The organism is Aeribacillus composti, assembly GCF_007827555.1.
In the GTDB taxonomy this organism is placed as follows: domain Bacteria; phylum Bacillota; class Bacilli; order Bacillales; family Aeribacillaceae; genus Aeribacillus; species Aeribacillus composti.
In genome coordinates this window covers 1-23,456 of record NZ_VISS01000023.1, presented here as the reverse complement: position 1 = coordinate 23,456, position 23,456 = coordinate 1, and the positions used below count along the sequence as shown (strand labels likewise).

General features: G+C 38.9%; 22 protein-coding genes, 2 pseudogenes and 1 riboswitch. Of the genes and pseudogenes, 8 read left to right on the top strand and 16 right to left on the bottom strand.

Annotated elements, in window-relative coordinates:
* Nucleotides 1-312: 312 nt before the first annotated feature.
* The 6 genes and pseudogenes from FB379_RS12405 to FB379_RS12380 form a co-directional block, all read right to left on the bottom strand.
* On the bottom strand, nt 313-486 hold the full coding sequence (locus FB379_RS12405) for a tunnelling fold family protein (RefSeq protein ID WP_375338788.1): 174 nt from the start codon (nt 484-486) through the stop codon (nt 313-315).
* 24 nt (nt 487-510) lie between these two features.
* Entirely contained in the window at nt 511-1,239 is a 729-nt protein-coding gene (queE, locus tag FB379_RS12400) for a 7-carboxy-7-deazaguanine synthase QueE (RefSeq protein ID WP_066247946.1), read from the bottom strand.
* The gene (gene queD, locus FB379_RS12395) at nt 1,239-1,676 is read right to left on the bottom strand and encodes a 6-carboxytetrahydropterin synthase QueD (protein WP_063389356.1); all 438 of its coding nucleotides are present in this window, start codon (nt 1,674-1,676) and stop codon (nt 1,239-1,241) included. Before queD ends, queE begins: the two co-directional genes overlap by 1 nt.
* Nucleotides 1,676-2,374: pseudogene (gene queC, locus FB379_RS12390) on the bottom strand (7-cyano-7-deazaguanine synthase QueC); the annotation flags it as partial. The gene queD and the pseudogene queC, both read right to left, overlap by 1 nt.
* 146 nt (nt 2,375-2,520) lie before the next feature.
* A riboswitch (PreQ1 riboswitch) is annotated at nt 2,521-2,564 on the bottom strand.
* 375 nt (nt 2,565-2,939) lie between these two features.
* Nucleotides 2,940-3,677 (bottom strand): metallophosphoesterase family protein, encoded by a 738-nt coding sequence (locus tag FB379_RS12385; protein ID WP_066247942.1) that lies wholly within the window; start codon nt 3,675-3,677, stop codon nt 2,940-2,942.
* Nucleotides 3,678-3,709: 32 nt separating this feature from the next.
* Nucleotides 3,710-4,744 (bottom strand): YkvI family membrane protein, encoded by a 1,035-nt coding sequence (locus tag FB379_RS12380; protein WP_066247941.1) that lies wholly within the window; start codon nt 4,742-4,744, stop codon nt 3,710-3,712.
* A 243-nt stretch (nt 4,745-4,987) separates the two neighbouring features.
* On the opposite strand from FB379_RS12380, the gene FB379_RS12375 reads away from it, so the two are divergent.
* The 3 genes from FB379_RS12375 (at nt 4,988) to motB (ending at nt 8,839) form a co-directional block, all read left to right on the top strand.
* Nucleotides 4,988-7,108 (top strand): ATP-dependent Clp protease ATP-binding subunit, encoded by a 2,121-nt coding sequence (locus tag FB379_RS12375; protein ID WP_063389360.1) that lies wholly within the window; start codon nt 4,988-4,990, stop codon nt 7,106-7,108.
* A gap of 164 nt (nt 7,109-7,272) precedes the next feature.
* Entirely contained in the window at nt 7,273-8,067 is a 795-nt protein-coding gene (motA, locus tag FB379_RS12370) for a flagellar motor stator protein MotA (protein WP_066248005.1), read from the top strand.
* A complete protein-coding gene (motB, locus tag FB379_RS12365; RefSeq protein ID WP_063389361.1) occupies nt 8,060-8,839 on the top strand; it encodes a flagellar motor protein MotB in 780 nt (259 codons plus the stop codon). Before motA ends, motB begins: the two co-directional genes overlap by 8 nt.
* Before the next feature lie 13 nt (nt 8,840-8,852).
* Here the strand turns inward: motB and FB379_RS12360 are convergent, their stop codons facing one another.
* The gene (locus tag FB379_RS12360; protein ID WP_063389362.1) at nt 8,853-9,299 is read right to left on the bottom strand and encodes a MarR family winged helix-turn-helix transcriptional regulator; all 447 of its coding nucleotides are present in this window, start codon (nt 9,297-9,299) and stop codon (nt 8,853-8,855) included.
* A gap of 174 nt (nt 9,300-9,473) precedes the next feature.
* On the opposite strand from FB379_RS12360, the gene FB379_RS12355 reads away from it, so the two are divergent.
* Entirely contained in the window at nt 9,474-10,961 is a 1,488-nt protein-coding gene (locus FB379_RS12355; RefSeq protein WP_066247939.1) for an ATP-binding protein, read from the top strand.
* 205 nt (nt 10,962-11,166) lie between these two features.
* Here the strand turns inward: FB379_RS12355 and FB379_RS12350 are convergent, their stop codons facing one another.
* Nucleotides 11,167-11,619, bottom strand: a complete 453-nt coding sequence (locus FB379_RS12350) for a hypothetical protein (protein ID WP_144598120.1) — start codon at nt 11,617-11,619, stop codon at nt 11,167-11,169.
* A gap of 88 nt (nt 11,620-11,707) precedes the next feature.
* Here FB379_RS12350 and FB379_RS12345 point away from each other — a divergent pair, with 88 nt between their 5' ends.
* Nucleotides 11,708-12,439, top strand: coding sequence for a ZIP family metal transporter (locus tag FB379_RS12345; RefSeq protein ID WP_063389365.1), 732 nt, complete (start codon nt 11,708-11,710; stop codon nt 12,437-12,439).
* Nucleotides 12,440-12,461: 22 nt separating this feature from the next.
* Here the strand turns inward: FB379_RS12345 and FB379_RS12340 are convergent, their stop codons facing one another.
* Nucleotides 12,462-12,710, bottom strand: coding sequence for an aspartyl-phosphate phosphatase Spo0E family protein (locus tag FB379_RS12340; protein WP_066247934.1), 249 nt, complete (start codon nt 12,708-12,710; stop codon nt 12,462-12,464).
* A 418-nt stretch (nt 12,711-13,128) separates the two neighbouring features.
* Nucleotides 13,129-13,443 carry a YbjQ family protein gene (locus FB379_RS12335; protein WP_066247932.1) on the bottom strand — a complete coding sequence of 105 codons (315 nt, stop codon included), beginning with the start codon at nt 13,441-13,443 and terminating at the stop codon, nt 13,129-13,131.
* Between the two features lie 179 nt (nt 13,444-13,622).
* Between FB379_RS12335 and FB379_RS12330 the strand changes: the two genes are divergently transcribed.
* Together FB379_RS12330 and FB379_RS12325 are read left to right on the top strand one after the other, a co-directional pair.
* On the top strand, nt 13,623-14,249 hold the full coding sequence (locus tag FB379_RS12330; protein ID WP_063389368.1) for a 5-bromo-4-chloroindolyl phosphate hydrolysis family protein: 627 nt from the start codon (nt 13,623-13,625) through the stop codon (nt 14,247-14,249).
* Nucleotides 14,250-14,254: 5 nt separating this feature from the next.
* Nucleotides 14,255-15,415 carry a toxic anion resistance protein gene (locus FB379_RS12325; RefSeq protein WP_242009330.1) on the top strand — a complete coding sequence of 387 codons (1,161 nt, stop codon included), beginning with the start codon at nt 14,255-14,257 and terminating at the stop codon, nt 15,413-15,415.
* A 169-nt stretch (nt 15,416-15,584) separates the two neighbouring features.
* Here the strand turns inward: FB379_RS12325 and FB379_RS12320 are convergent, their stop codons facing one another.
* On the bottom strand, nt 15,585-16,079 hold the full coding sequence (locus tag FB379_RS12320) for a methylated-DNA--[protein]-cysteine S-methyltransferase (protein ID WP_066247930.1): 495 nt from the start codon (nt 16,077-16,079) through the stop codon (nt 15,585-15,587).
* A gap of 1 nt (nt 16,080) precedes the next feature.
* Nucleotides 16,081-18,237, bottom strand: a complete 2,157-nt coding sequence (locus FB379_RS12315) for a PAS domain-containing sensor histidine kinase (protein WP_066247928.1) — start codon at nt 18,235-18,237, stop codon at nt 16,081-16,083.
* Between the two features lie 174 nt (nt 18,238-18,411).
* Here FB379_RS12315 and FB379_RS12310 point away from each other — a divergent pair, with 174 nt between their 5' ends.
* Nucleotides 18,412-19,413, top strand: coding sequence for an acyltransferase family protein (locus FB379_RS12310; protein ID WP_066247926.1), 1,002 nt, complete (start codon nt 18,412-18,414; stop codon nt 19,411-19,413).
* 284 nt (nt 19,414-19,697) lie between these two features.
* Here FB379_RS12310 and FB379_RS12305 read toward each other — a convergent pair whose 3' ends face one another.
* The 4 genes and pseudogenes from FB379_RS12305 to FB379_RS19265 form a co-directional block, all read right to left on the bottom strand.
* Nucleotides 19,698-20,417: a LutC/YkgG family protein gene (locus tag FB379_RS12305; RefSeq protein WP_066247924.1), complete on the bottom strand. Its 720-nt coding sequence runs from the start codon at nt 20,415-20,417 to the stop codon at nt 19,698-19,700.
* The gene (locus FB379_RS12300; protein ID WP_063389373.1) at nt 20,414-21,847 is read right to left on the bottom strand and encodes a LutB/LldF family L-lactate oxidation iron-sulfur protein; all 1,434 of its coding nucleotides are present in this window, start codon (nt 21,845-21,847) and stop codon (nt 20,414-20,416) included. Before FB379_RS12300 ends, FB379_RS12305 begins: the two co-directional genes overlap by 4 nt.
* A gap of 18 nt (nt 21,848-21,865) precedes the next feature.
* Nucleotides 21,866-22,585, bottom strand: a complete 720-nt coding sequence (locus tag FB379_RS12295; protein WP_063389374.1) for a (Fe-S)-binding protein — start codon at nt 22,583-22,585, stop codon at nt 21,866-21,868.
* A gap of 141 nt (nt 22,586-22,726) precedes the next feature.
* A pseudogene (locus FB379_RS19265) lies at nt 22,727-23,163 on the bottom strand (IS1634 family transposase); the annotation flags it as partial.
* Nucleotides 23,164-23,456: the final 293 nt, after the last annotated feature.

Below are 23,456 nucleotides of genomic sequence, written 5' to 3'. Positions count from 1 at the left end.
TAAGAACCCTTGCGCTTCCACCAAGATAATATATGCTGTCATCTTGGTGTACTCTACTCTCTTCCTCCAACACTACTCTTACTCGCTTCATGCTGGAGTGATTTCGATAGTCTCTGCACCTTCCTCAAATTTAAGAAGAAGATTCCCTTAAATTTGAGGCTTGGCTCAGGGTTGGAAAGATAATGGGAATAAGAGACAAGAACATGTTTTTCTTTTATTCGATTACAATTGCCATTTTCGCTTTTTACTCCATTATCCTCTTCCCCTGAATTCACAAGGTTTATCCGACAGTGTCGCCACTGAAGTGTGCCCTTATTGACACAAGCTGGTAAACTCCGGACAATTGAACTTCACGAAATAATCGCGGTCTGGATGTTTATTATCGAATACTTCCAACACTTCTGGGCTGTATTCAAATAAATATTTTGTATTTTTGTTGCCTAACAGCGTCAGATCTTTCAATTCATCATCTTTTCTTCCAGCCATCTTTTTTCATCCTTTCCTATTCATTTACACTCCGCGCTTGTTTCCCCAAACAAGTGCATGAAGCTGCGGCAAAACTCGAGCATCGTTCATTTCTTTTGATTGAACAGTCAATTCGATCAGCCATTCTAATTTTTCTAAAAGCTGATTTCTCAGGAGGTGATCATTTTGTTCGTTTACTTGATCATTTCCAGGCTGCAAATAAAATGAAATATTTGGATAGCGAAGGTGGACGTTTTTCGCGTAATCAAAATCTTCCTCATTAAAAACAACAACTTTTAGACTAACATTGTCTTTCCGTCCGCCATCGATCAGCCGCTTCATAATGTCATCAAGCACAGTAAAGTTCGTTTTCATCCCTGAACTAGGAGGCTTGGGAGAAAGAGTTAAATCATCGATTAGTAAAAACCAATCTTGATAACGACTTCCCTGTGTCTCCAGTGCAGTGCGAAATCCTTGCTCCCTTAAAAGGATAATCAATTCATCCAATCCTCTAATCAATGCCGGATTTCCGCCCGAAATGGTGACGTGATTGAAGCGATCGCCGCCAAGCTCAATAAGATCGTCCAAAATTTCCGCTGCTGTCATTTGTTTAATTTCATCTTTTGCTGAACCGTTCCACGTAAAAGCTGAATCACACCAGCTGCATGAATAGTCGCAACCGGCCGTTCGGACAAACATTGTTTTTTGTCCGATCACCATTCCTTCCCCTTGAATGGTCGGTCCAAAAATCTCGATGACCGGTATTTTTTTCATTATTTCATCTCCCTTTTCGGGCGGTACACAACATAGCTTGTCGGCGTTTCTCTGACAAACACCTGCAAGCATTTCGGTTTATTCGGGAGTACATTTAAATGATCCTGGACAATTTCCCAAATTTTCCGCGCAACCACTTCTGTCGTTGGAAAGTCTTCGCTGTTTTGACCATTGAATACATCCGTATGGTCATTGAGCAGCGTATGGTCAAATCGATCATGAACCCATTTTTTTAAATGCTGAAAATTCACAAGGAATCCTGAATCATCAAGCTGATCACCGCAAATAGTGAGATTGACGAAATACGTGTGGCCATGTACACGGGCGCATTTCCCCGCTTTTTCATGCGGGATGTAGTGTGCAGCAGATATTTGCATATCTTTATTCAGCTCATAACTATAACTATGAAAAACTTGCGGATAAAATTGATGAAGCATCACGTATTAGCTCCTTTTTCAGCCAAATATTGTTCCAATCCCCTTTTTCTCAATAAGCAAGCAGGACATTCGCCGCATCCGTCGCCAATAATGCCGTTATAGCACGTCAACGTTTTTTCGCGAATGATATCGAACACCCCTAACTCATCGGCAAACTTCCACGTTTCCGCTTTATTGATCCACATAAGCGGCGTGTGAATCACAAAATCCTCTTCCATCGCTAAATTAATCGTTACATTGCAGGATTTTACGAACACGTCCCGGCAGTCAGGATAGCCGCTGAAATCCGTTTCACATACACCTGTCACAATATGTTTCGCTCCCAGTTGTTTCGCCAAAATGGCGGCAAATGTCAAAAAAACTAAATTCCTCCCCGGAACAAAAGTGTTGGGAAGCTCTCCTTCCTTTTGTTCAATTTCCATATTTGAACGCGTTAATGCATTCGGCGCCATTTGATTTAATAAGGACATGTCCAGCACATAATGAGGTATGCCGGCTTCGTTCGCAATGTTTTTCGCTGCTTCAATTTCCTGTGCATGCCGCTGATTATAATGAAACGTGACAGCGGTCACCTCATCAAATTGTTTCTTCGCCCAAAACAAACAAGTTGTACTGTCTTGTCCTCCGCTAAACACAACGACCGCTTTCTTATTATCCATTTGAAAACGCTCCTTTCTGAAAAAAGAAAGCCATTCACACTGCCTAGCTTAAACAGAAACTGATGCTTCTTTTTCTGCTACAGAGGCGGAAGCAAGCTGTTCAGAAGCCTTTCGAAATCATCATAAATCTATTCAACTTCTAAACCTTTCGCAAACATTGAAAAAACTATATCCCAAGGATATAGTTTTCCTTAGTTTTTTATAGAGGGTGTGCTAGAACCTCTCCCGTTCTTTCGAAACGGATTTTTATTCAAGTTGTATCTTATTATATCATACAGAATTGGTTATGCAAACGGCATGCTCCGACTGGAGTCACTCAAGACTTTGTGGGCAACTTTTTTAATCGCTATTTTTTGATAGCGAAATCACTTTTTTCAGGGTACCCTCTTGGTAAAAAAATCTCCTTTTTCAAAAAACAGAATTGAGCCGAGCGTTTGTGGGCAATTTTTTATCCTCTAAATGTAGTCCATGATCATTCTACCAGGAGCAGCCGCACTTTCTTATATTACTGCCACACTTTCCCTTTCATTTAATGAGCAATCAGAGTTCTCATTAAATGAAGGCGCTAATTTTTACCTACAATAATTTTACTTTTACCTCCGCATCATGCCTTTTCCAAGCCTCTGTAGCGTGAGGTCGTTAATTCCTGAATATACTCTTTTAGTTCCGGCATTTCTTTTTTTCTAGCTAATTGAATGGCAAGGTCAATATCATATGGAACACGTATGTGCTGAATCGAAAAAGGAGCCCTTTTCTCCGAGTTGAACGTGCCTTCCAAAATGCAGTAGGATGCTTCGGGCAGGTCCAGCGGATTACCGACACTGCCTGCATTAAAAAGCGTTTTACCGGATAAATGCTGTATAAAGGCATTATGAACATCACCGTATCCGACAACATCCGGCTCCTTCGTTCCCAAACCGGTTTCAACGCTGTTTTCAAACATGGACAATCTTTTTTCAATCGAATCCCAAGGCTGTACTCTTATCCAGACGCTGAAAGGGGATGCATGAAAAAGCCGCAGCCGGCGGCCGCTCATATAAAAATCAATGGAAAACGGGAGGCTACGCAAATATTCTATGTCTTCTTGCGACAACTGATTTTGATGCCAGCGAACGACATCGTTTACATCTTCCCTTGTAATCAGCTCGTCCCAGTTTCCTTTTAAAACAAAATCGCAGGAGCTGCGGACGATATCGATCGCTTCTTTTGATTCAGGTCCTTTTCCGACAAGATCTCCTAAACAAAAAATTCGATCTACATTTCGCAAGCTTATATCTTTCAATACAGACGACAACGCCGGAATATTCCCATGTATATCAGAAATGACCGCGATTTTATCCAAATAAACTCCTCCTTCATTTCCCTACTATTTTATCATGATTTGTTATCGTCTGGAATTTTTTTGAACATTAATAATATGAAAAAGGCAATGCTCATATACCCGAACAGCGGATAAAGCGTGGAAATGAGCTTTCCGTATCCTATCAGGCTGACTAAATAACATAATAATAGGATGAAAATGACACCAGCGATTTTTGCCAAAGGCTTTTCCGATGATAATTGCCGTTCCAAACCATACAGATTGCCGATCAACGATGAAAATATTTCTCCAAAAATAACAAGGATGTATATGTAATAAAAGCCTGAAAACAGCTGCTTGACAATTTCAGCCATTGGGATTTCAAAAAGCCCGGCGTCCGGCAAATGCAGAAGGGAGAAATAGCTGGAAAATAAAATGAAGCTTAATCCGAGACCGCCTACAACTCCGCCCAATTTAATGGCGCTTTCATCCTTTATTGCGTTTGCGAGCGGAACAAGTACAGCCTGAGCAAGAGAGAGATTAAAAGAAACATATAAAAAGCTTGATTTGACTGGTTGAAACACTCCATCCAACGATAAATCGATAAAATCACCCCTTATGATGGCTTCAATGGAGATGATCAGGCTAAACAAAATAAAAAGCGGAACAACCAATAGATTGACGGAAGACAGCCCTTTGACTCCAAACGAAATCACAGCAATGGAAAGCACAATCGTTAAAAAAATTCCAAATTGCTTTGAAAGCGACAGTTGCTCTTCAAAAATCGCCCCCGCCCCCGACAGCATGACCGATGTGATGCCAATCAGCATCATAAACATCAAGCCGTTGACTACATAAGCTGACAACGTCCCAAACAAAAATTGGTTCAACTGCAAATACGAAGATGCATTAATGCGTCTTCCGATCAACATCATTTTCGTTCCCAGCCAAACAAATAAAACGGCAGAACAAATAATTCCAACAATTCCTCCAGCGCCGTATTTTGAAAAAAACTCAACGATCTCTTTTCCCGTTGCAAACCCTGCACCGATGACAGTGCCGATATAGACAGAAGCTATTTGAAGTGCCAATACCCATTTATTGCTCATGTTTCACCCACCTTACTTTATCAACAATATATGGACAAGAAGGGAAAAAAAGACGAAAAAAATTTGTAAAAAAGACTTGAAAGTCAAAAAAGGTCAAAGTATAATAAAGTCAGAAAAGGTCAAACAGTGAATCTAACTATTGAATGATTGAGATTGTTTCTTTGATTCCAAAAGGTCAAAGAAAGTCAAAGAAGTTTCTTCTTTTGGTCAAAGTTAATCAAAGTCAAAAAGGAGGAATGTTATATGTTGTGTGAAAATTGCCAAGCAAGAAAAGCCAATGTTTTATTAAATGTACAAATCAATCACAACAAACAAGAAATGCGTCTCTGTCAAGAATGCTATCAACAATATAAACAAAAAATCCCAAGTGGTTTTTACGGATTCAGCGGTTTCGATGAATTATTTCAATCATTTATGCCAAACTCTTTTGAGAGCTTTGACCAAGCTGTTCAAGCACAACCGAAATCAGGGGGCGGAAAACAGAACGGCTTCCTCGATCAATTCGGCCGAAATTTAACGGATGCTGCAAAAGCTGGGTTGATTGATCCTGTCATCGGCCGCGATGATGAGGTAAGACGAGTGATTGAAATTTTAAATCGACGCAACAAAAATAACCCGGTTTTAATCGGAGAACCAGGCGTAGGGAAAACAGCTATTGTGGAAGGACTAGCCTTAAAAATTTCTCAAGGAGACGTTCCGCAAAAATTAAAAAATAAAGAAGTTTATTTGCTGGATGTTTCATCACTTGTCGCCAACACGGGAATTCGCGGACAATTTGAACAGCGGATGAAGCAGCTAATTCAAGAATTGCAAGCCCGAAAAAACATCATCCTGTTTATCGATGAAATTCATCTTTTAGTCGGCGCCGGTTCTGCGGAAGGTTCTATGGATGCCGGCAACATATTAAAGCCAGCGCTCGCCCGCGGTGAGCTTCAAGTTGTCGGAGCAACAACTCTAAAAGAATACCGGCAAATCGAAAAAGATGCAGCCCTTGAACGACGCTTCCAGCCGGTTATTGTGAAAGAACCTTCCATTGAAGAAGCGATCAGCATTTTAAAAGGAATTCAAGAAAAATATGAACAATACCATCAAGTCAAATATTCAGAAGATGCGATTAAAGCTTGCGTCACACTATCTCATCGATATATTCAAGACCGCTTTTTGCCTGACAAAGCCATCGATTTAATGGATGAAGCTGGTTCAAGATTAAACTTAAAAGCCGAGCCGGCTAATGAAGCAGACATCCACGAGCGGCTTAAACAAATTGCCCATGAAAAAGAAAAAGCGCTAAAGGAAGAACGATACGAACTTGCAGCTAAGCTTCGCGACGAAGAAGCTGCCCTTGAAAAGCAGCTTGAACAAGGAAAGGACAAACAGCAAGCAATCGTTCAAGTAGAAGACATTCAAAAAATCATCGAAGAAAAAACCGGCATACCAGTCGGCAAGCTGCAAGAGGATGAGCAAGCAAAAATGAAACATTTAGAAGAAAACTTGGCGAAAAAAATTATCGGCCAAGAGGATGCTGTCCGGAAAGTGGCAAAAGCCATTCGCCGCAGCCGCGCTGGATTGAAAGCAAAAAACCGACCAATCGGATCCTTCCTGTTCGTCGGCCCGACTGGCGTTGGAAAAACGGAATTGTCGAAAACATTAGCTTTGGAGCTGTTCGGTTCAAAAGATGCCATGATTCGCTTGGATATGAGTGAATATATGGAAAAACATTCTGTTTCAAAATTAATCGGCTCGCCTCCAGGCTATGTCGGACATGAAGAAGCAGGACAATTAACGGAAAAGGTTCGTCGCAACCCTTACTGCATTATCCTGCTGGATGAAATTGAAAAAGCTCATCCAGATGTACAGCACATTTTCTTGCAAATATTAGAAGACGGACGCTTGACAGACAGCCAAGGCCGCACCGTCAGCTTCAAAGATACGGTCATTATTATGACCTCTAACGCTGGAGCAGGTGCAAAACAAGTTCACGTCGGTTTTAACAGCACGGTGGAAAAAGAATCAAGCATCCTTGAATCTCTCGGTTCATTCTTTAAGCCTGAATTTTTAAACCGTTTCGATGCCATTATCGAATTTAAACCGCTTGATAAAGAAGATTATTTGAAAATAGTTGATTTGATGCTTGAAGAAGTTCGGAACACGTTGAAAGAACAAAACATTTCATTGGACGTAACAGAAAAAGCAAAAGAAAAATTGGTAGAAATCGGCTATCATCCATCGTTCGGCGCTCGTCCGCTTCGCCGCGTCATTCAAGAACATATTGAAGACAAAATTGCAGACATCCTGTTAGACGGTGAAGTGCACAATCATTTAATCGCCGACGTAGAAAATGAAGAAATTGTTATTCGTTCATAACAGCTGCCCTAACAGTCCATTAGGGCAGTTTTTTTATTTGGGAGCAGCATCGCAAAAATCGATTCCGATGAATGTGTCGTTTATTTTTTTTATCAAATATAAAATTTTCGTCTTTCTTTGTCGATATAATAATTGAATATAGAAAGAAGAAGGATTTGATGAACATGGACAAAACATCAATTATCGGCATTTTTTTAGGAATTATGGCAATTATTGTCGGCATGGTTTTAAAAGGTGTCAGTCTTTCCGTCTTAATCAATCCGGCAGCTATCGTCATTATTATCATCGGAACGATTGCTGCGGTCGTTATTGCCTTTCCGACAAATGAAATTAAAAGAGTACCGAAATTATTCCGCGTCTTATTTAAAGACACACAAACTTATACGATTCAAGAGTTGATTGTCCTTTTCTCTGAATGGGCGCAAATCGCAAGGAAAGAAGGATTGTTGGCGCTGGAAGCTAAGCTTCAGGAAATAGATGACCCATTTTTAAAGACCGGTTTAAGCATGGCTGTGGACGGTCAGTCTGCCGAGTTCATCCGAGATGTTATGACAGAAGAAATCAATGCAATGGAAGAGCGGCATGAAGCAGGCGCCGCCATTTTTTCTCAGGCCGGCACGTATGCTCCGACTCTTGGCGTATTAGGAGCTGTATTAGGTTTGATTGCCGCACTAGCCAATTTGGAAAATATTGAGGAGCTCGGACATTCGATCAGCGCCGCGTTCGTTGCTACTTTGCTCGGAATTTTTACAGGATATGTTTTATGGCACCCGTTTGCGAACAAGCTGAAAAGGAAATCCCAGCAGGAGGTGCTCGTCCGCCAGGTGATGATCGAAGGCATTCTTTCCATTTTAGAAGGACAGGCACCGCGGACGATTCAGCAAAAATTGGCATTTTATCTTCCTGAAAAAGAGCGGGCAAAGATTTCTGATGAAGGAAGTGTTACGTCCGATGCGTAGTAGAAAAAAAAACCGCAATGACCATCATACAGATGAAAGCTGGCTTATTCCCTATGCCGATATTTTAACCCTTTTGCTTGCGCTCTTTATCGTCCTATTTGCTCTCAGTTCGATAGATGCCCAAAAATTTGAACGTTTGGCAAGAGCTTTCAATTCCAATTTTGACGGAGGCATAAGCGTTTTAGAATATCCGAGCCCTCTACCACAACAAGAAATGGAAAACATCGAAGAAAACAAACAAAATGGAAAAGTGCAAAATGAGCCTCATGACAATGATGAATCGGGAAACAGCGATCAAGAGGAATTAGCGGAAGTTCAAAATCGGTTTAATCAATACATTGAAGAAAACAACTTGAAAAACAATATTAAAACATCACTAAACGAAGAGGGTTTGTTAATCACGATTCGGGACGATATATTGTTTGATTCGGGCAGCGCCAAAGTGAGAAAAAAAGATGAAATTTTGGCTACTGACATTGCCAAAATGCTCGCCATGGGCAGTGCCCGCAACGTGGTTATCAGCGGACATACAGACAATGTACCGATTCATAATTCAAACTTTGATTCAAACTGGCATTTAAGTGTTATGAGAGCCGTAAATGTGATGAAAATTATTTTAGAAAACAAAAATCTCGACCCAAGCAAGTTCAGTGCGAAAGGATACGGCGAATACAAACCCGTTGCTTCCAATGATACAGCAGAAGGAAGACAAAAAAACAGACGGGTGGAAATTCTAATTCTTCCAAACAATAAAAAAGCGGAGCCGAATTAAGCCGGTTCCGCTTTCATTTTTCTTTCGCATGGTACCCTACTTTTTTTAATAGATTAATCGCTGTTTCCTTCTCATCTTCTGTCAAAATATTCACGATCGAATCAATCATCTCTTGATGAGAAGGAAAGATTTCTTCAATCCATTTTCTCCCCTTTTCCGTTATTGCTGCATATGTGACACGGCGGTCTTTTGGGCATGCTTTTCGAACTAACAGCCCTTTTTGCTCTAATTTATCAATAACATACGTAATGCTGCCGCTAGCTAAAAGAATTTTTCCGCCGATTTGTTGAAGTGGCTGATCTCCTTTATGATACAAAAGCTCTAAAACGGCAAATTCCGTTAAGTTTAATCCATATGATTGAATGTGCTTGCTAACTTGATCATTCATTGCGCGATAAGCACGTGAAAGAACGATAAAAAATTTTAGAGATTTTTCAATACTGCTGTTTTCCTTAGCCAACTTTCATCATTCCTTTAGTATTTCAATGTCTTGAATTATAATAGTGAAACTTCTCATTATTGTCAATCACTGCATAGAAAATTTCAGAATAAAAAAACTTTTTTTAACCCCGATCTTCTTTCAAAAGATCATGCTATAATAAAAAGGTTGATGAAAAAGAAGGAGTTTAAAGAAATGCTGGACTTAACACATCGCCATAAGGTTTTGCTTTACATTTTGATCGTAATCCTGCCCACTTTTCTGATTTCGTTTATCATATGGGAAAAACAAAAAAATATTCTCTTTTCGAAACATGAAAAAGAAGCCGTATATATGCTAGACATTCATCAAAGTCAAATTGACCGCTTAATCTCGGAAACAAAAACGAGAATGGAAACAATGGCGTTATTCATAGATCAAGAAAATAATCCAAACCAAATTCAAAGAGCTCTAAAAGAAACCCTACAACAAGAACCCCGCTTTACCGGCCTGTATATCGCAAATGCAGACGGAACAATAAAAATCGGCACTCAACCCGTTTCATTACATCATGACATCTCTTCGGAAAAATGTTTTCAATCTGCGCTCGCAACAAAAAAGACTGCTATTTCAGAAGTTCACGATAAAAAGCTTATCACGATCTGCACCCCGATTGTAAATCAGCAAAAAGATGTAAATGGCGTTTTATACGCCACATTAAGCATAAACTATATACAAAATATTATGAACGTACTGAGCCCAGATTTATATATCGTGGTGAGCGACACGAAGAACAACTTTCTTTTCAGTGCAGGCGAAAAAGAAAAGGACTCTTCCGAAAAATCTGTTCAAACTGATATTACCCAGCTTCCATGGGTGCTGAAAGCGTCGGTCGCTCCGGTCAAGCCGTTGGAAATCTCTCAAGTTGTTTTAACTTATGCCGCCATTGTATACATTTTTTTTAATATTATTTTTTTGTTGATCCAATATTATTTGCTGAAACGTAAAGCAAGATTGGAAGAAGAAAAAATTAAAGCGCAAAAGCTTGAACTGGTCGGTACTCTCGCTGCCAGCACAGCGCATGAAATCCGAAATCCTTTAACTGGAATTAGCGGTTTTATTCAACTGTTAAAGAAAAAATATCAGTCAGAAGAAGATCAGCATTATTTTTCCGTCATAGAAAAAGAGATCGACCGAATCAATGAAATTGTGAGCGAATTTCTCGTTCTCGGAAAACCAACCGCTCATAAACACAAACTGTACGACTTAAATCAGATTATCGACGAAGTCATGCCGATCATTAAATCGGAAATCAATCTCCATCGAACAAATTTTCAAGTTCATATGGATCGGCATAATCCTATTCGGATTTATTGTACAAAAAATCATATTAAACAAGTTTTGTTAAATTTAACGAAAAATGCTTTAGAAGCAATGGACATGAACGGATCATTAGAATTGATTGTCAAAAAAGAAGCAAATCTTGCAGTTATCAAAGTGATCGATACAGGGAAAGGGATTCCTGAAAAAATGATGGAAAAAATTTTTGACCCATTTTTTACGATGAAAGACAGCGGCACCGGACTTGGACTGGCAATATGCAAACGCATTGTCGATATGTATGGCGGCACCATTGAGATTGAAAGCAAATTGAATGTCGGCACAACCGTGACGATAAAGCTGCCGCTATCAAATAAAAGCTGAAGCTCGATGTGATTCTGAACTAGGCGAAAAACAGCCTTCTTGTTCTAATGTAAGCCGCATCTAAAAATGCTTGATGATGCATTTGATGCAGGATTGGTAGAAACCGATGAAAGCGACGGTTTCTACCTTCTTTTATCTATTTTTGAATCAAAAACCGATTAGAGGATCGGGGCTAAAAAATGCTGAGTCGTACCCAATCATTTTCTTACGATGAATGATATCTTGACATGCGGCTTCCGCTTTTTCCTTTTCTTCCTTTTTGAGAACGTGTTTTTCCTATTATTTTTACTGCACCTTTATAAACGATATAAATGCTCAAAAAAGCGAAGAACAGAGCGAGAAATCCCCATAGACCTTGCACAATATCTTCAAATTCCATATTTCCTCTATTCGTTATTTTTTGTTGAATCTCAATGGCAAACACTATGACAACTAGTACGGTCATTGTATAAATAAACGATATACATAAAATGCCGAATTTTGCTATATATTTAAATACCACATGTGTAATGAAAAAGATAACCATGCCGAAAATGCCGATGATCCAAAAATGCAGCTGTTTATCTGTTAATTGAAAACCAGCCATTTCTACCAAATGGATAATATTGTCATGAAAATCATTAATCAGTTCTACAATGAATAAGAGCGTTTCTTTCATATAAAATCTCCTTCTATTGATAAAATAACAAATCTATTATAAAACATTATTATCAAAATTTATTTTTTCTGAAAAGGGGTACGATTTTATGTACGACGTATATATTGGGAGTTTTTTATCAGCAATGTCTACAGGTTTAGGGGCTGTCCCGATTCTTTTTTTGCAAAAAACGATTAAACATAGAGGAAGAGATTTATTATTAGCATTCAGCGCTGGGATTATGATGGCTGCTTCCATGAGGGGGTTGATACCTGAAGCATTAGCAAACGGAAATATAATGAAAATGTGCATCGGATTAATACTTGGAGTGCTTATATTAACAATTTTAGAGAAAAATATTCCTCACATTGAACTGGAGCATACGAAAGAAGGAATACAATTTGACGAAAAAGCATTGCTCATTATCTCGGCGATCACCTTACATAATCTCCCGGAGGGTCTATCTGTCGGAGTAAGTTATGCCTCAGAGAAACAAGATTTAGGTCATCTAATTGCTCTTGCAATCGGGCTGCAAAATGCACCAGAAGGCTTATTAGTTGCTCTTTTTTTAATCAATCAGAACATTTCCCGCATCAAAGCCTTTTTCATTGCAACGTTGACAGGAGCGATCGAGATTGTCACATCTCTAATAGGGTTTTATTTAACAACATTTGTTGAATCTTTAGTTTCTTACGGTCTTGCTTTTGCTGCAGGAGCAATGCTTTTTATCATTTATAAAGAATTGATTCCGGAAAGCCACGGCGATGGTCATGAATTGACTTCGACATATTCTTTTATTTTCGGAATTTTATTTATGATTGTGCTGACTGAACTTTTTTAAGCTTGTCAAGTATGAGTTTTCTTTATTTTTCAACCGTTGCAACAAAAGGATTTGTTAATGTCCATTTCATAGGGTGGAAAATCGATTGATTTTTCTCATCGCTGCTTACCATTTGCTGGTATTTGTTTAAAAGCTTGTCCAGTTCTTGGCTCAGCTCAATCGTCTCTTTGCTGTTCATCCCGTTTATTTGAGCCATTTCAATCATTTTTTGCCTTTTTATTATGATTTCTATGAACAGCTTTTCTTTGCGCAGCTCTTCTTCCGTTGCCATTTCTCATATCCTCCTTCCAAATCTCGCGGTCTAAAGACACGCACTCGGTTATTATTACAGATTCTACTATTTTTGTAAATAGATTCGCAAATTTAGACAATATTTTTACACAAGTATTTGACAATCCTCTTTAATATTTATGTAAGGAGGATTGTCAAATCATTCATACAGTCATAAAAAGCTTATCCAAAAGACTTTTTAAAAGAAAAAATTCGACTTCTTTTTTACTCGCTGACAGCAGACCAAAGCTTATTGCCTCAATAACCGCTGCCGTTTTATAGGTCGGAGGACAATATTTGAGCAATGATAAGATGCTTGTTTTCTATTTAAAATATTGTCGGAAATTTCTTTCCTTTCATTAAGAAAAGCTGCGCTTATTTCTATCATCACAATGACAAGCCTAAAAAACAGCGCAATTTTATCGGATTTTTACAGCTGTTCCAGTTGCTACAACCATCATCATCCCATCTCGTAATGTTTCAAAGTCAAGATCCACTCCAATCACAGCATTGGCTCCCAGATTTCTAGCTTTCGCTGTCATTTCTTCAATAGCTATTTCCCTTCCTTCTGAAAGCTTGCTTTCATATGCGCCGCTTCTGCCGCCGACAATATCCGTAATGCCTGCCAAAAAATCGCGGACAATGTTTGCACCAAGAATGGTTGTACCGCTGACAATCCCCAAGTATTCTTCAATTTCCTTTCCTTGCAAAGAATTGGTTGTTGTAATAATCATGGATTTCCCTCCATTATTTATTTTTTTACTTTATTACGTTTGAAAAAACGTTTCGTTCCATTCCGATTCACAAATCATTCTACTTTTTGTCTAAATTGTAGTAAAATTGTAGTAAAAAGCGAAACCTTGCTTTCCGTTTGTTCGTAAATTTATTAAATAATGCTGACAGGGGTAGGATCATGAAATCGATATTCTTGTTTTTCATAAGAAGTTTTATTGCTGTTTGTTCGATGTCTGTTCTTTGGTTTGCCTTGTTTTTAGGATTTGACCAAGCTTTCATTCAATCGTCTTTGTATGCTGTTGCAGGCGGTATTATCGTCTATTATATCACCAAATGGCTGCAAAAAAGAAATTGGCTGAAGCAAAACGGATTGACAGCCAGTGAATACAAATATGTACAGGAAAATTTAAAAGAAGCAAGACAAAAAATTGCCCGACTGCAGCGCACCTTATTTAGAGCCCGATCGCTCGGAACGATTCAGCAGCTTGTCGAAGCAATCAGGCTTTCCAAACGTATATATCATGTCGTTGAAAAGGAGCCGAAACGCTTCTATCAAGGCGAATCATTCTTTTTCTATCATTTAGATTCTTGCGTGGAGCTTGCAGAAAAGTATACGTTTCTTTCCGCCCAGCCGATCCGCGATCAGAACGTTAAATCATCATTGGAAGAAACGAAACAGATGTTGAATCAAATTTGCGAATCATTGGAGAAAGATTTAATCACCGTTTTATCGAATGATATCGAACATCTTCAATTTGAATTAAATGTTGCGAAAAAACAAACAACGAAATGGAAAGATAGGTGATTACGTTGGAAGAAAAGAAAGAGTTGGATCTATTAGATGATCTATTAAAGGACCCATTTGGAGAAAAAGAAGATAAGCCCGCATCACCTTTAGCAGTCAGCGAAGAAGAACAGCCGAAAAAATTTATCGACATGCTCTCACAGGAGCATAAAGCAAAGGCTGCACAGCTGGCAGCTCAAATTGATTACAAAAACCGGCATTCGATCGTCCAATTTGGGGCTTCCGCTCAGCAAAAGCTCTCCAGTTTTTCCCACGAAATGCTGGACTATGTTCAAAAAAAGGATATCGGGCCTATAGGCGATATTTTAAAAGAGCTGATGAGCAAACTCGAACAAGTAAACCCGGAAGAATTAAAACCGGAAAAACGAAACTTCTTTTCTCGTCTTTTCAAGAAAATATCTAGTTCGATCAATGAAATTTTATCCAAATACCAAAAAATCGGGGCACAAATCGAACGCATTACAGTCCGGCTGGAAAATTCAAAAAAAGCGCTGATGTCCGATATTCAATTGCTCGATCGTTTATATGAGCATAATAAGGAATACTTTCACGCGCTAAACATTTACATCGCTGCTGGTGAATTAAAATTGGAGGAGCTCCATACAAAAGTAATACCGGAATTGCAAAAAAAAGCGGAAACAACTGGAGATCAAATGGCGGTTCAAGAAGTAAACGACATGCTTCAATTTGCTGATCGGTTGGAAAAACGGATCCATGATTTAAAGCTATCTAGGCAAATTACAATCCAAACGGCTCCGCAAATCCGGATGATTCAAAATATGAATCAAACATTAGCGGAAAAAATCCAATCCTCCATTTTGACGTCTATTCCTTTATGGAAAAACCAAATTGCGATCGCTCTCACCTTATATCGGCAAAAAGGAGCACTGGAGGCCCAAAAGCAAGTGACGAAAACGACGAACGAGCTGCTTTTGAAAAATGCAGAAATGCTGAAAGCAAACACAATTGAAACAGCCAGGGAAAATGAACGAGGCATCGTCGATATTGAAACGTTGAAAAAAACACAGGACGACCTAATTTCAACAATCGAAGAAACGCTCAGGATCCAACAGGAAGGACGTCTAAAAAGGCAGCAGGCTGAGCAAGAACTAATGCAGCTCGAGAAAGACTTAAAAACGAGACTATTGCAATTTAAACAAGAATAAAAAAGAAAAACCGGGATGATTTTTATAGAGGAAAGATTTTACACATATACAGCTGTTGAGTGATTCGTCCAAGCTTTTTTAAATGCCGGCACAGCATTTACATCGTAAAAACAGCAAATTTTTTAAAAACTCTGCGCAGGCATCGCAGAGTTTTTCATTTTGAAAGGTTCTATGATGCCCAATTTTTGCACTGCTCTAATTGCAGCAAAAAAGCTTTTTTATCCGTTTGATTGCCTGCATAGCCTACAAGCGCTCCGTTTTTGCCAATCACCCGATGGCAAGGAATTATGATCGGGATAGGATTCGCTTTATTGGCTTGGCCAACTGCCCGAACAGCTTTCGGATTTCCGATCCCATCTGCAACATATTGATAGCTTCTAGCTTCACCGTATGGAATGTTCATCAACTCTTTCCATACTTTTTGCTGAAATGAAGTGCCTTTTGGAAAAATGGGAAGGGAAAATATTTTTCGTCTTCTTTGAAAATATTCCTTAAGCTGTTTCGCTGCCTCTTCCAATAGATCCGTTTTATGTTCCACAACTTTTGAAGATGCCAGAAGCTCTGTAAGCTCCTGCTCATCCATCAACAAAGAGACAATTCGATTCTTTTCCTCTATAATCCCGATCGTACCAATAGGGCTGTTCATTGTATGCAAAAAGTACATCCTACACACCTTCTTGACCATTGATAGGGAGCGAAATATAAAATGTCGTTCCATACCCTACTTTGCTTTTGACATCAATTTTCCCATTGTGCTCTTTAATTATTTTGTAGCTTACCATAAGACCTAGGCCTGTTCCCCGCTCTTTCGTTGTATAAAACGGCTCCCCAAGCCGCTTCAGTTTATTTTTTGGAATGCCTGGCCCTTCATCTTGAATGGAAATTTGAACCCGGTGATCATCTTCTTTTGTGATCGAAACATAAATATTGCCTCCATTTGGCATCACTTCGATTGCATTTTTTAATATGTTAATAAAAACTTGTTTTAATTGATTGGGTTCGCAAAATATTTCCGGCACTTCCCCGTAGTCTAAATGAATTTGCACATTTACTAGAATAGCCTGTGCATTTAATAATTCTATCGTATCTTTCATGATTTTCACAATATTTTTTTGTTCAAATCGAACAGCTTGAGGCTTCGCCAAAATAAGAAATTCATCAATGATTGATTCAATTCGCTTCAGCTCAGAAGTAATGACATTGAAATACATGGAATAATCTTCTTTTATGCTTCCTTGCAGCAGCTGGATAAATCCTTTTAACGCTGTCATTGGATTGCGGATTTCATGGGCTATTCCGGCTGCCAATTCCCCAACAATATTGAGAGTGTCCGATTTTCTCAGCCGCTCTTCGATTTCTTTTCTTTCAGTGATATCGCGAAATATAACTAAATTCATATTTTCAATAATGTGGCGTTTAAATGAACATTCGAGAATTCTTTCCTGCTTATTTTTCACCGTAATCGCAAATTCTTTCGTCAACCCATCCATTTTCCAATCACTTTTAAAATGAATGGGAAAAAATCGGAATATGCAATCACGTCCAATTTGATCTTGTGTTAATCCTAAAATTTGCATTGCAGCAGGATTGGCATCAACAATCACCCAATCATCATTAAACAGAAGAATGCCGTCCATCGCTCCGTTAAACACATTCCGGAATTTTTGTTCACTTTCACGCAATTCTTTTTCCATTCGTTTCCGGTCGCTGATATTTCGCAATATGGTCATATGGGTTTTTTCCTTCGGGTTGTATTTTGATGTGAATTCGAGCTGCTTCTTTTGTCCGTTCGGCATGTAAAACATTAATTCTTCCCGGATGGCACCAGATTTTAAATATTCATCTTTCACCTGCAAAAACTTTGGATCATTTGCATTGATAAATCGCATTAAATTGCTTTTCAACAGTTCATCAAAGGGGAGTTCAAATATGCGGCAAGCCCATTGATTCGCGCGTATAATATTTCCAAAATGATCCCAAATAAGGATGGCATCAAGAGCATTTTCAAAAATTTCTCTAAACCTTTCTTCACTCTTCAAAATTTGCTGTTCCATAAGCCTCTTCTCTGTAATATCGCGCAATATCGACATGTAAAATCCGTGTAAAATGTTTGACGTGGTCGTAAATTCAAAAATTTTTCGCGTTCCGTCTTTTAATCGGACAGGCATTTCTCCTTTCATTTTTCCTTTTTCAAACAATACTTCATAAAAATATTTTTTCATTTTCTCATCTTCGATAAAATCTGAAAATTTATAGTTTTTGAGTTCATCACTCGGAATGCAAAAGCTTGTACAAAATGATTGATTGGCATCTATAATAAATCCTTCGTAATCAAAAATGACAATGCCGTCAACAGCACGGTCAAATAAATCCGGAAACAGCTGTTCATTGATCGATCGTTCCTGTTCAAGAATTTTTTTCGAAGAAACATCCCGAAAAATAGCAAGATTGTATGTGCCGTAAATGTTCTCAATGATGCTGTATTCAACATATTTGATTCGGCCGTTTTCCAGTTTTAACATGAGTTCCGCATATTGCTGTTTTTCATGATCAGAAAAATTTTTTATAAATTCGTTTCCTGGCAGAGCTGCTACAAAATCATCTATCGACTTCTCTAGTATGACTTCTTTTTCCATTTCAAAAAGGCGGCATGCTGACTGATTTACTTGAAAAAACTTGCCGTGATGATCTAAAAGCACCATAGCATCTATTGATCGATCGAAAATTTCGTAATATTTTTTTAATTTTTCATTTTCTTGTTGCGCTTTTTTTAAACGCTTTGTCAACAAATCTTCTTCAATGGCTGCAATGTTTTGCTTCAAACTTCCCACCTCTCATTTTAACACTCTCAATATATTTACATTTTCTACAAATTACGTTAGAATCCTTCATGCACTGTCAATTTAGTCAATTCGATGTACCTTTCAGTACGACTGTTTACAAAATGTTGAATTTGTCTTATATTTTAAATCGAAACTTTTTTTGAAGGTGATAACATGAATGAGAGGAACAGCTACTTTGATAACGCCAAGTTTATATTAATTCTTCTTGTCGTGTTCGGCCATTTTATTCGATCGATGATTGAAGACAATTACATTATGATGAACATATACAAATTTATTTACACGTTTCATATGCCTGCGTTCATTTTAATTTCCGGCTTTTTTGCCAAAGGGTTTAACAAACAGGGATACGTTAAAAAAATAGCAAAAAAACTCATTTTGCCATATTTCATTTTTCATGGCATCTATACAGTTTATTATGTTTTGATTAAAGGCGACAATCTGCTCCATTCAATTGATCCTTTGAATCCGCACTGGTCCCTCTGGTTTTTAATAAGTTTGTTTTTCTGGAACGTCATGCTGATCCCGTTTTCTAAATTGAATAAATTGGTCGCTTTAGGACTTTCGTTCTTTATCGGTATTGCAGCTGGATATTTTGATTTCATCAGCAACTATTTGAGCTTGTCACGTACACTAGTCTTTTTTCCTATTTTTTTAATAGGTTTTTATTTAAAGAAAGAACATTTTGCCATGATGACGAAGCTGCCTGCAAGATCTTTAGGGGCAAGTGCTCTGTTGCTTACATTTGTGACGTATTTCTATTTGCCTTTTGAGTATGAGTGGCTGTTCGGTTCCATGCCTTATTCAGCTTTTGGCGAAACGGATATCTTTTCAGGGCTGGTGCGGCTCGGATTTTATTTTCTTACTTTGATTACGACGTTCGGATTTTTCTCGTTAATACCGAAAAAGCGTCAATTTTTCACTGAATGGGGCACAAGAACTTTTTACGTTTATTTATTGCACGGATTTATCATTCAATCGTTCAGAGACAGCGAACTTGAAAGCTGGCTTACAGAAATAGAAAGCATCACGGTATTCGCCATTGTTTCAATTGTCGTTACATTCTTGCTGTCGAGCCGCTTTGTCAAAACGATCGCACAGCCAATCATTGAACTTCGAGCGACAATGCTAAAAAAAATAGTAAAAGGCTTATAAGACCGGGGCTGACGCACACAGACAGTCACATCACATAAATAGAACGGCTTCTAATAGCTTTTCAGAAATAGGTCTTTTCTACAGTCCGAGATGCTGAAACAACAATCTAGAGTAGTTAGAGAAATAACTTCAAAGGCGTCGCAGTTCCTAAACTTTCTAACTTTAAAAACAAGTCATAAGTCAGAGGTCCTAGCGGGGTATGGAAAATTCGAACATTTGCCAAAAAAATCTGGCGAGGCCCCTCGATGGACTTCGCCAGATGTTCAATTTTTTAGTCAATCCATTCAGCAATCTTCAATAATGAGATAGGCTGTTTTAATTGGCCCATGTACGCCAACCACTAAGTTCATTTCAATATCCGCTGAATTGCTCGGTCCTGTAATAAAATTAATGCAGGAAGAAATCGTTTCGCCTTTTTCCACCATTTGATGAAATTTTCTGGCGGCCTGTGTCATTCTAGGGAGGATCGTGCTTTTCGGAATAATGGAAATATACGTTGTCGGCAAAAGGCTGACCGCCCTTCCTTTCCCTCCCCCATTCAACAAGACAACCGTTCCGGATTCAGCCAGTGTATAATCGCTGAACGTAATTCCGATATTTGCTCTTTCCGCAATTTGAATATTTTCTTTTCCAAGCTCAGGATCCCATATATGCACGTCTGTTCCTTCGTTTGGCAATTCCTCCAATAAAAAAGGCATCAGCCCGAATGCTTCAAACCGATGATCGTCCCACGTCACAATCGGACCGCCTCCATAAAAAGCAATCGCCTCTTTCAGCGTATTTTTCAATGATTTGGAAGTCGTTCTGTATACATCGACATGAACATTTTTACATTGTTTTATAAATGCATCAACCAGTTCGTCGGAAGAATAACCAGCAAGTGTTTTTTCTTGAGGGTGAAATGACCAGCTGGGCCGTTCCACCCCTTCCTTCCGGGGATTTCGTCCTAACCTTTGAGCTATCATCTGCAAAAACGAATCTCGATTTTGAATCGTTCCGTTCATGAACGATCACCACTTTCTTTTTTACGATTGTGAAACCATTCGCGAAAGCTGTTTTTTTCCGGTGCCGGGAAATCACGTATGGACGTCCAATTTTTCAAAGGACCTGGTCCATTGGAAATTTTCCCGTCTTTCGAAAACGGTTTGAGGGCTGCTGGCGCCAGTTTTGTTCCCCACTGATACAGTTTTTGATTCGATGCTCCTATTCCAAATGCCTTCATCGCCAGCTTCTCGCTTATTGGCGCTCGTCCTTCCCGCTCGACAATTACTTGCCGATGCTTATGGAGAAGTTCATGAAGCGGAATTTTTACGGGGCATGCTTCCGTACAAGCGGCACATAGTGTGGAAGCATAAGGCAATTCCTTAAAATCATCATAACCACCAAAAAGCGGCGTCAATACAGCACCAATCGGACCTGGGTAAATCGATCCGTACGAGTGGCCGCCTATATGCCGATATACAGGACAGACGTTAATGCACGCTGCACAACGAATGCATTGAAGAACAGGCTGGAATTCAGTTCCTAAAATTTTGCTTCGTCCGTTATCAACAATCACCAAATGGAATTCTTCCGGTCCGTCAACATCCTCTTTTTGTTTCGGACCAGTTAAAACCGTTATATAGCTCGTTAATTTTTGACCGACTGCACTCCTTGTCAAAAGACTGACAAGCACATCAAGTTCTTCGAATGTTGGAACTATTCTTTCCATCCCCATGACAGTTATTTGTGTTTTCGGAATGGTCGTCACCATGCGGGCATTTCCCTCATTTGTCACTAAACAAAACGATCCAGACTCGGCAATGGCAAAATTGCATCCTGTGATGCCGACATCCGCTGTTAAAAATTCCTCCCTAAGCATTTTTCTCGCATGGAGTGCAAGCTCCTCAGGCTTTTCTGTTTTCTCATACCCAAGTTTTCGCTGAAACACATCTCGAATTTGTTCCTTATTTTTATGCAGGGCTGGGGCTACAATGTGCGAAGGCGGATCATGATCATCAATCTGCAATATATATTCGCCTAGATCCGTTTCAATAACTTCACAGCCCGCTTCCTCCAAACATTGATTCATATGAATTTCTTCCGTCACCATCGATTTCGATTTGACAATTTTGCGAGCCTTTTTTTTCTTGATAACACTTTGGATGTAATCGTTCGCTTCCTCCGCTGTTTGAGCAAAAAAAACATGTCCGCCCCTTTTTGCAACATTTTCGCTTAACTGGTGTAAATAATAGTCCAAATTTTCCAATGTATGCTTTCTGATTTGTTCACCGAGCGATCTCCATTCTTCCCAATTGCCAAGCTCTTCAGCAGCTTCCAGACGTCTTTTTCTCAGCCTTTCTTGAGCATCTTGGACTGCATTTCTCATAAAATCGTTTTCAATATTTTTTTGCACCCTTTGATCAAACGGCTGATCCGAAATTTTCATTGCCATCCTGCTTTCCCCCCTCCATTATTCGATACTGTTTAACACCTCAGCAATGTGCATGACCTTGACTTGTTTATTTTTCCTGCTTATTCTCCCCCCGATATTCATTAAGCAGCCGCAGTCTGCCCCGATTAAATAGTCGGCATCGGTTTCCTCAATATGCCGAACTTTTTCATCAACCATTTGTTCAGATATTTGTTCCATTTTGACGGAAAACGTTCCGCCAAAGCCGCAGCAATCATATGCATTTGGAAGCGGAACCAATTCAAGCCCCTTCACGTTTGCCAGCAATTTAAATGGTGCCTCCTGAACTCCAAGAAGACGGGTCATATGACATGATGTATGATAGGTTGCTTTTCCTTTTAATGTTGCGCCCACATCTTCCAAATTTAAAACATCTACAATAAACTGTGTTAATTCATACGTCTTATTTGCAAGCTTTTGCGCCTTTTCTTTCCAAACCGGATCTTCATCAAAAATGTGCGGATATTCCTTAAACATCGTGGCACATGATCCGGAAGGTGTGACAACATAATCGGCATGTTCAAAGGTGAGAATCATATTTTTCATCGCTTCTTTTGCCGCTTGAACATATCCGCTGTTATAGGCAGGCTGTCCGCAGCAAATTTGGCTTTCCGGAAATTCTACTTCGCATCCAAGTCTTTCTAAAAGCTCAACTGTTGCTTTGCCTACTGAACCGTTAAATACATCCACTAAACATGTGACAAATAATGAAACTTTCAATTTGCTCCCCCCGCCTTGTGAAACAGTTTCAACTAAGATGTAACCCTTTTCTTTTCACTTTATCGCTTTTTTTATCTTTAGTCAACAGGTCATCTGATGACTAGAAAGGAATATGCTTGCTTTATTCATAAAAAAAGCCGCCGTGTCGATCCATTGTTTGAAGATATCATGCTTACTATTGGGATCCATGAGACGGTTTAACACCATGGCAAAAACGGCTTCGTCATACTGAGAAGCAGCCTCGGAATCATCCATGATTTTACATAATAGCCGACCAAGCCCTAACTTTTCCCATACCTTTCGGAACAGATAAACCGGCCCAAACTCTTTTGTCCAAAGCACGGAGAAAGAAGAGGAAGAGCCTTGCCCGTGAATTCGGTCAAAGTAACGCTCTGAAAATTTGATTAATCCCTCGATTTATTTATCGACAGAGCCATTCTCTAATAAATGCTCTAACCTCCCTAGATTATAAAGCGTTTGTTGCCGAACTTTATTGTCTACACGAAATGTACGACATATTTGTAGATATTGACGAACAGAACCATTTTTATTTTTTGCTTATTAATTCGAATATACATATGTGGGTTTATTTGGCATGTATTTTTTTGAAAATGGCATTGAAAACTCCAAAGTATCCTCTTGTCAAATTCCGCTTCCCCCCCAAAAGACCCGAAATTAGTAATTAAATTTCCTAGTCTCTATTTTTATATAACAAATTATACCATTTTCCCATATTATATATTGTGTTATTTTCGATAGAATATAAGTGTAATGATTAAAGTCCTGCGGTAATATGTCAAGGTGAAAAATCATAGAAATTGGAAATTCCCTTGTCCGATGATCCGAAAAAAGGCAATACTGAAGAAACCCA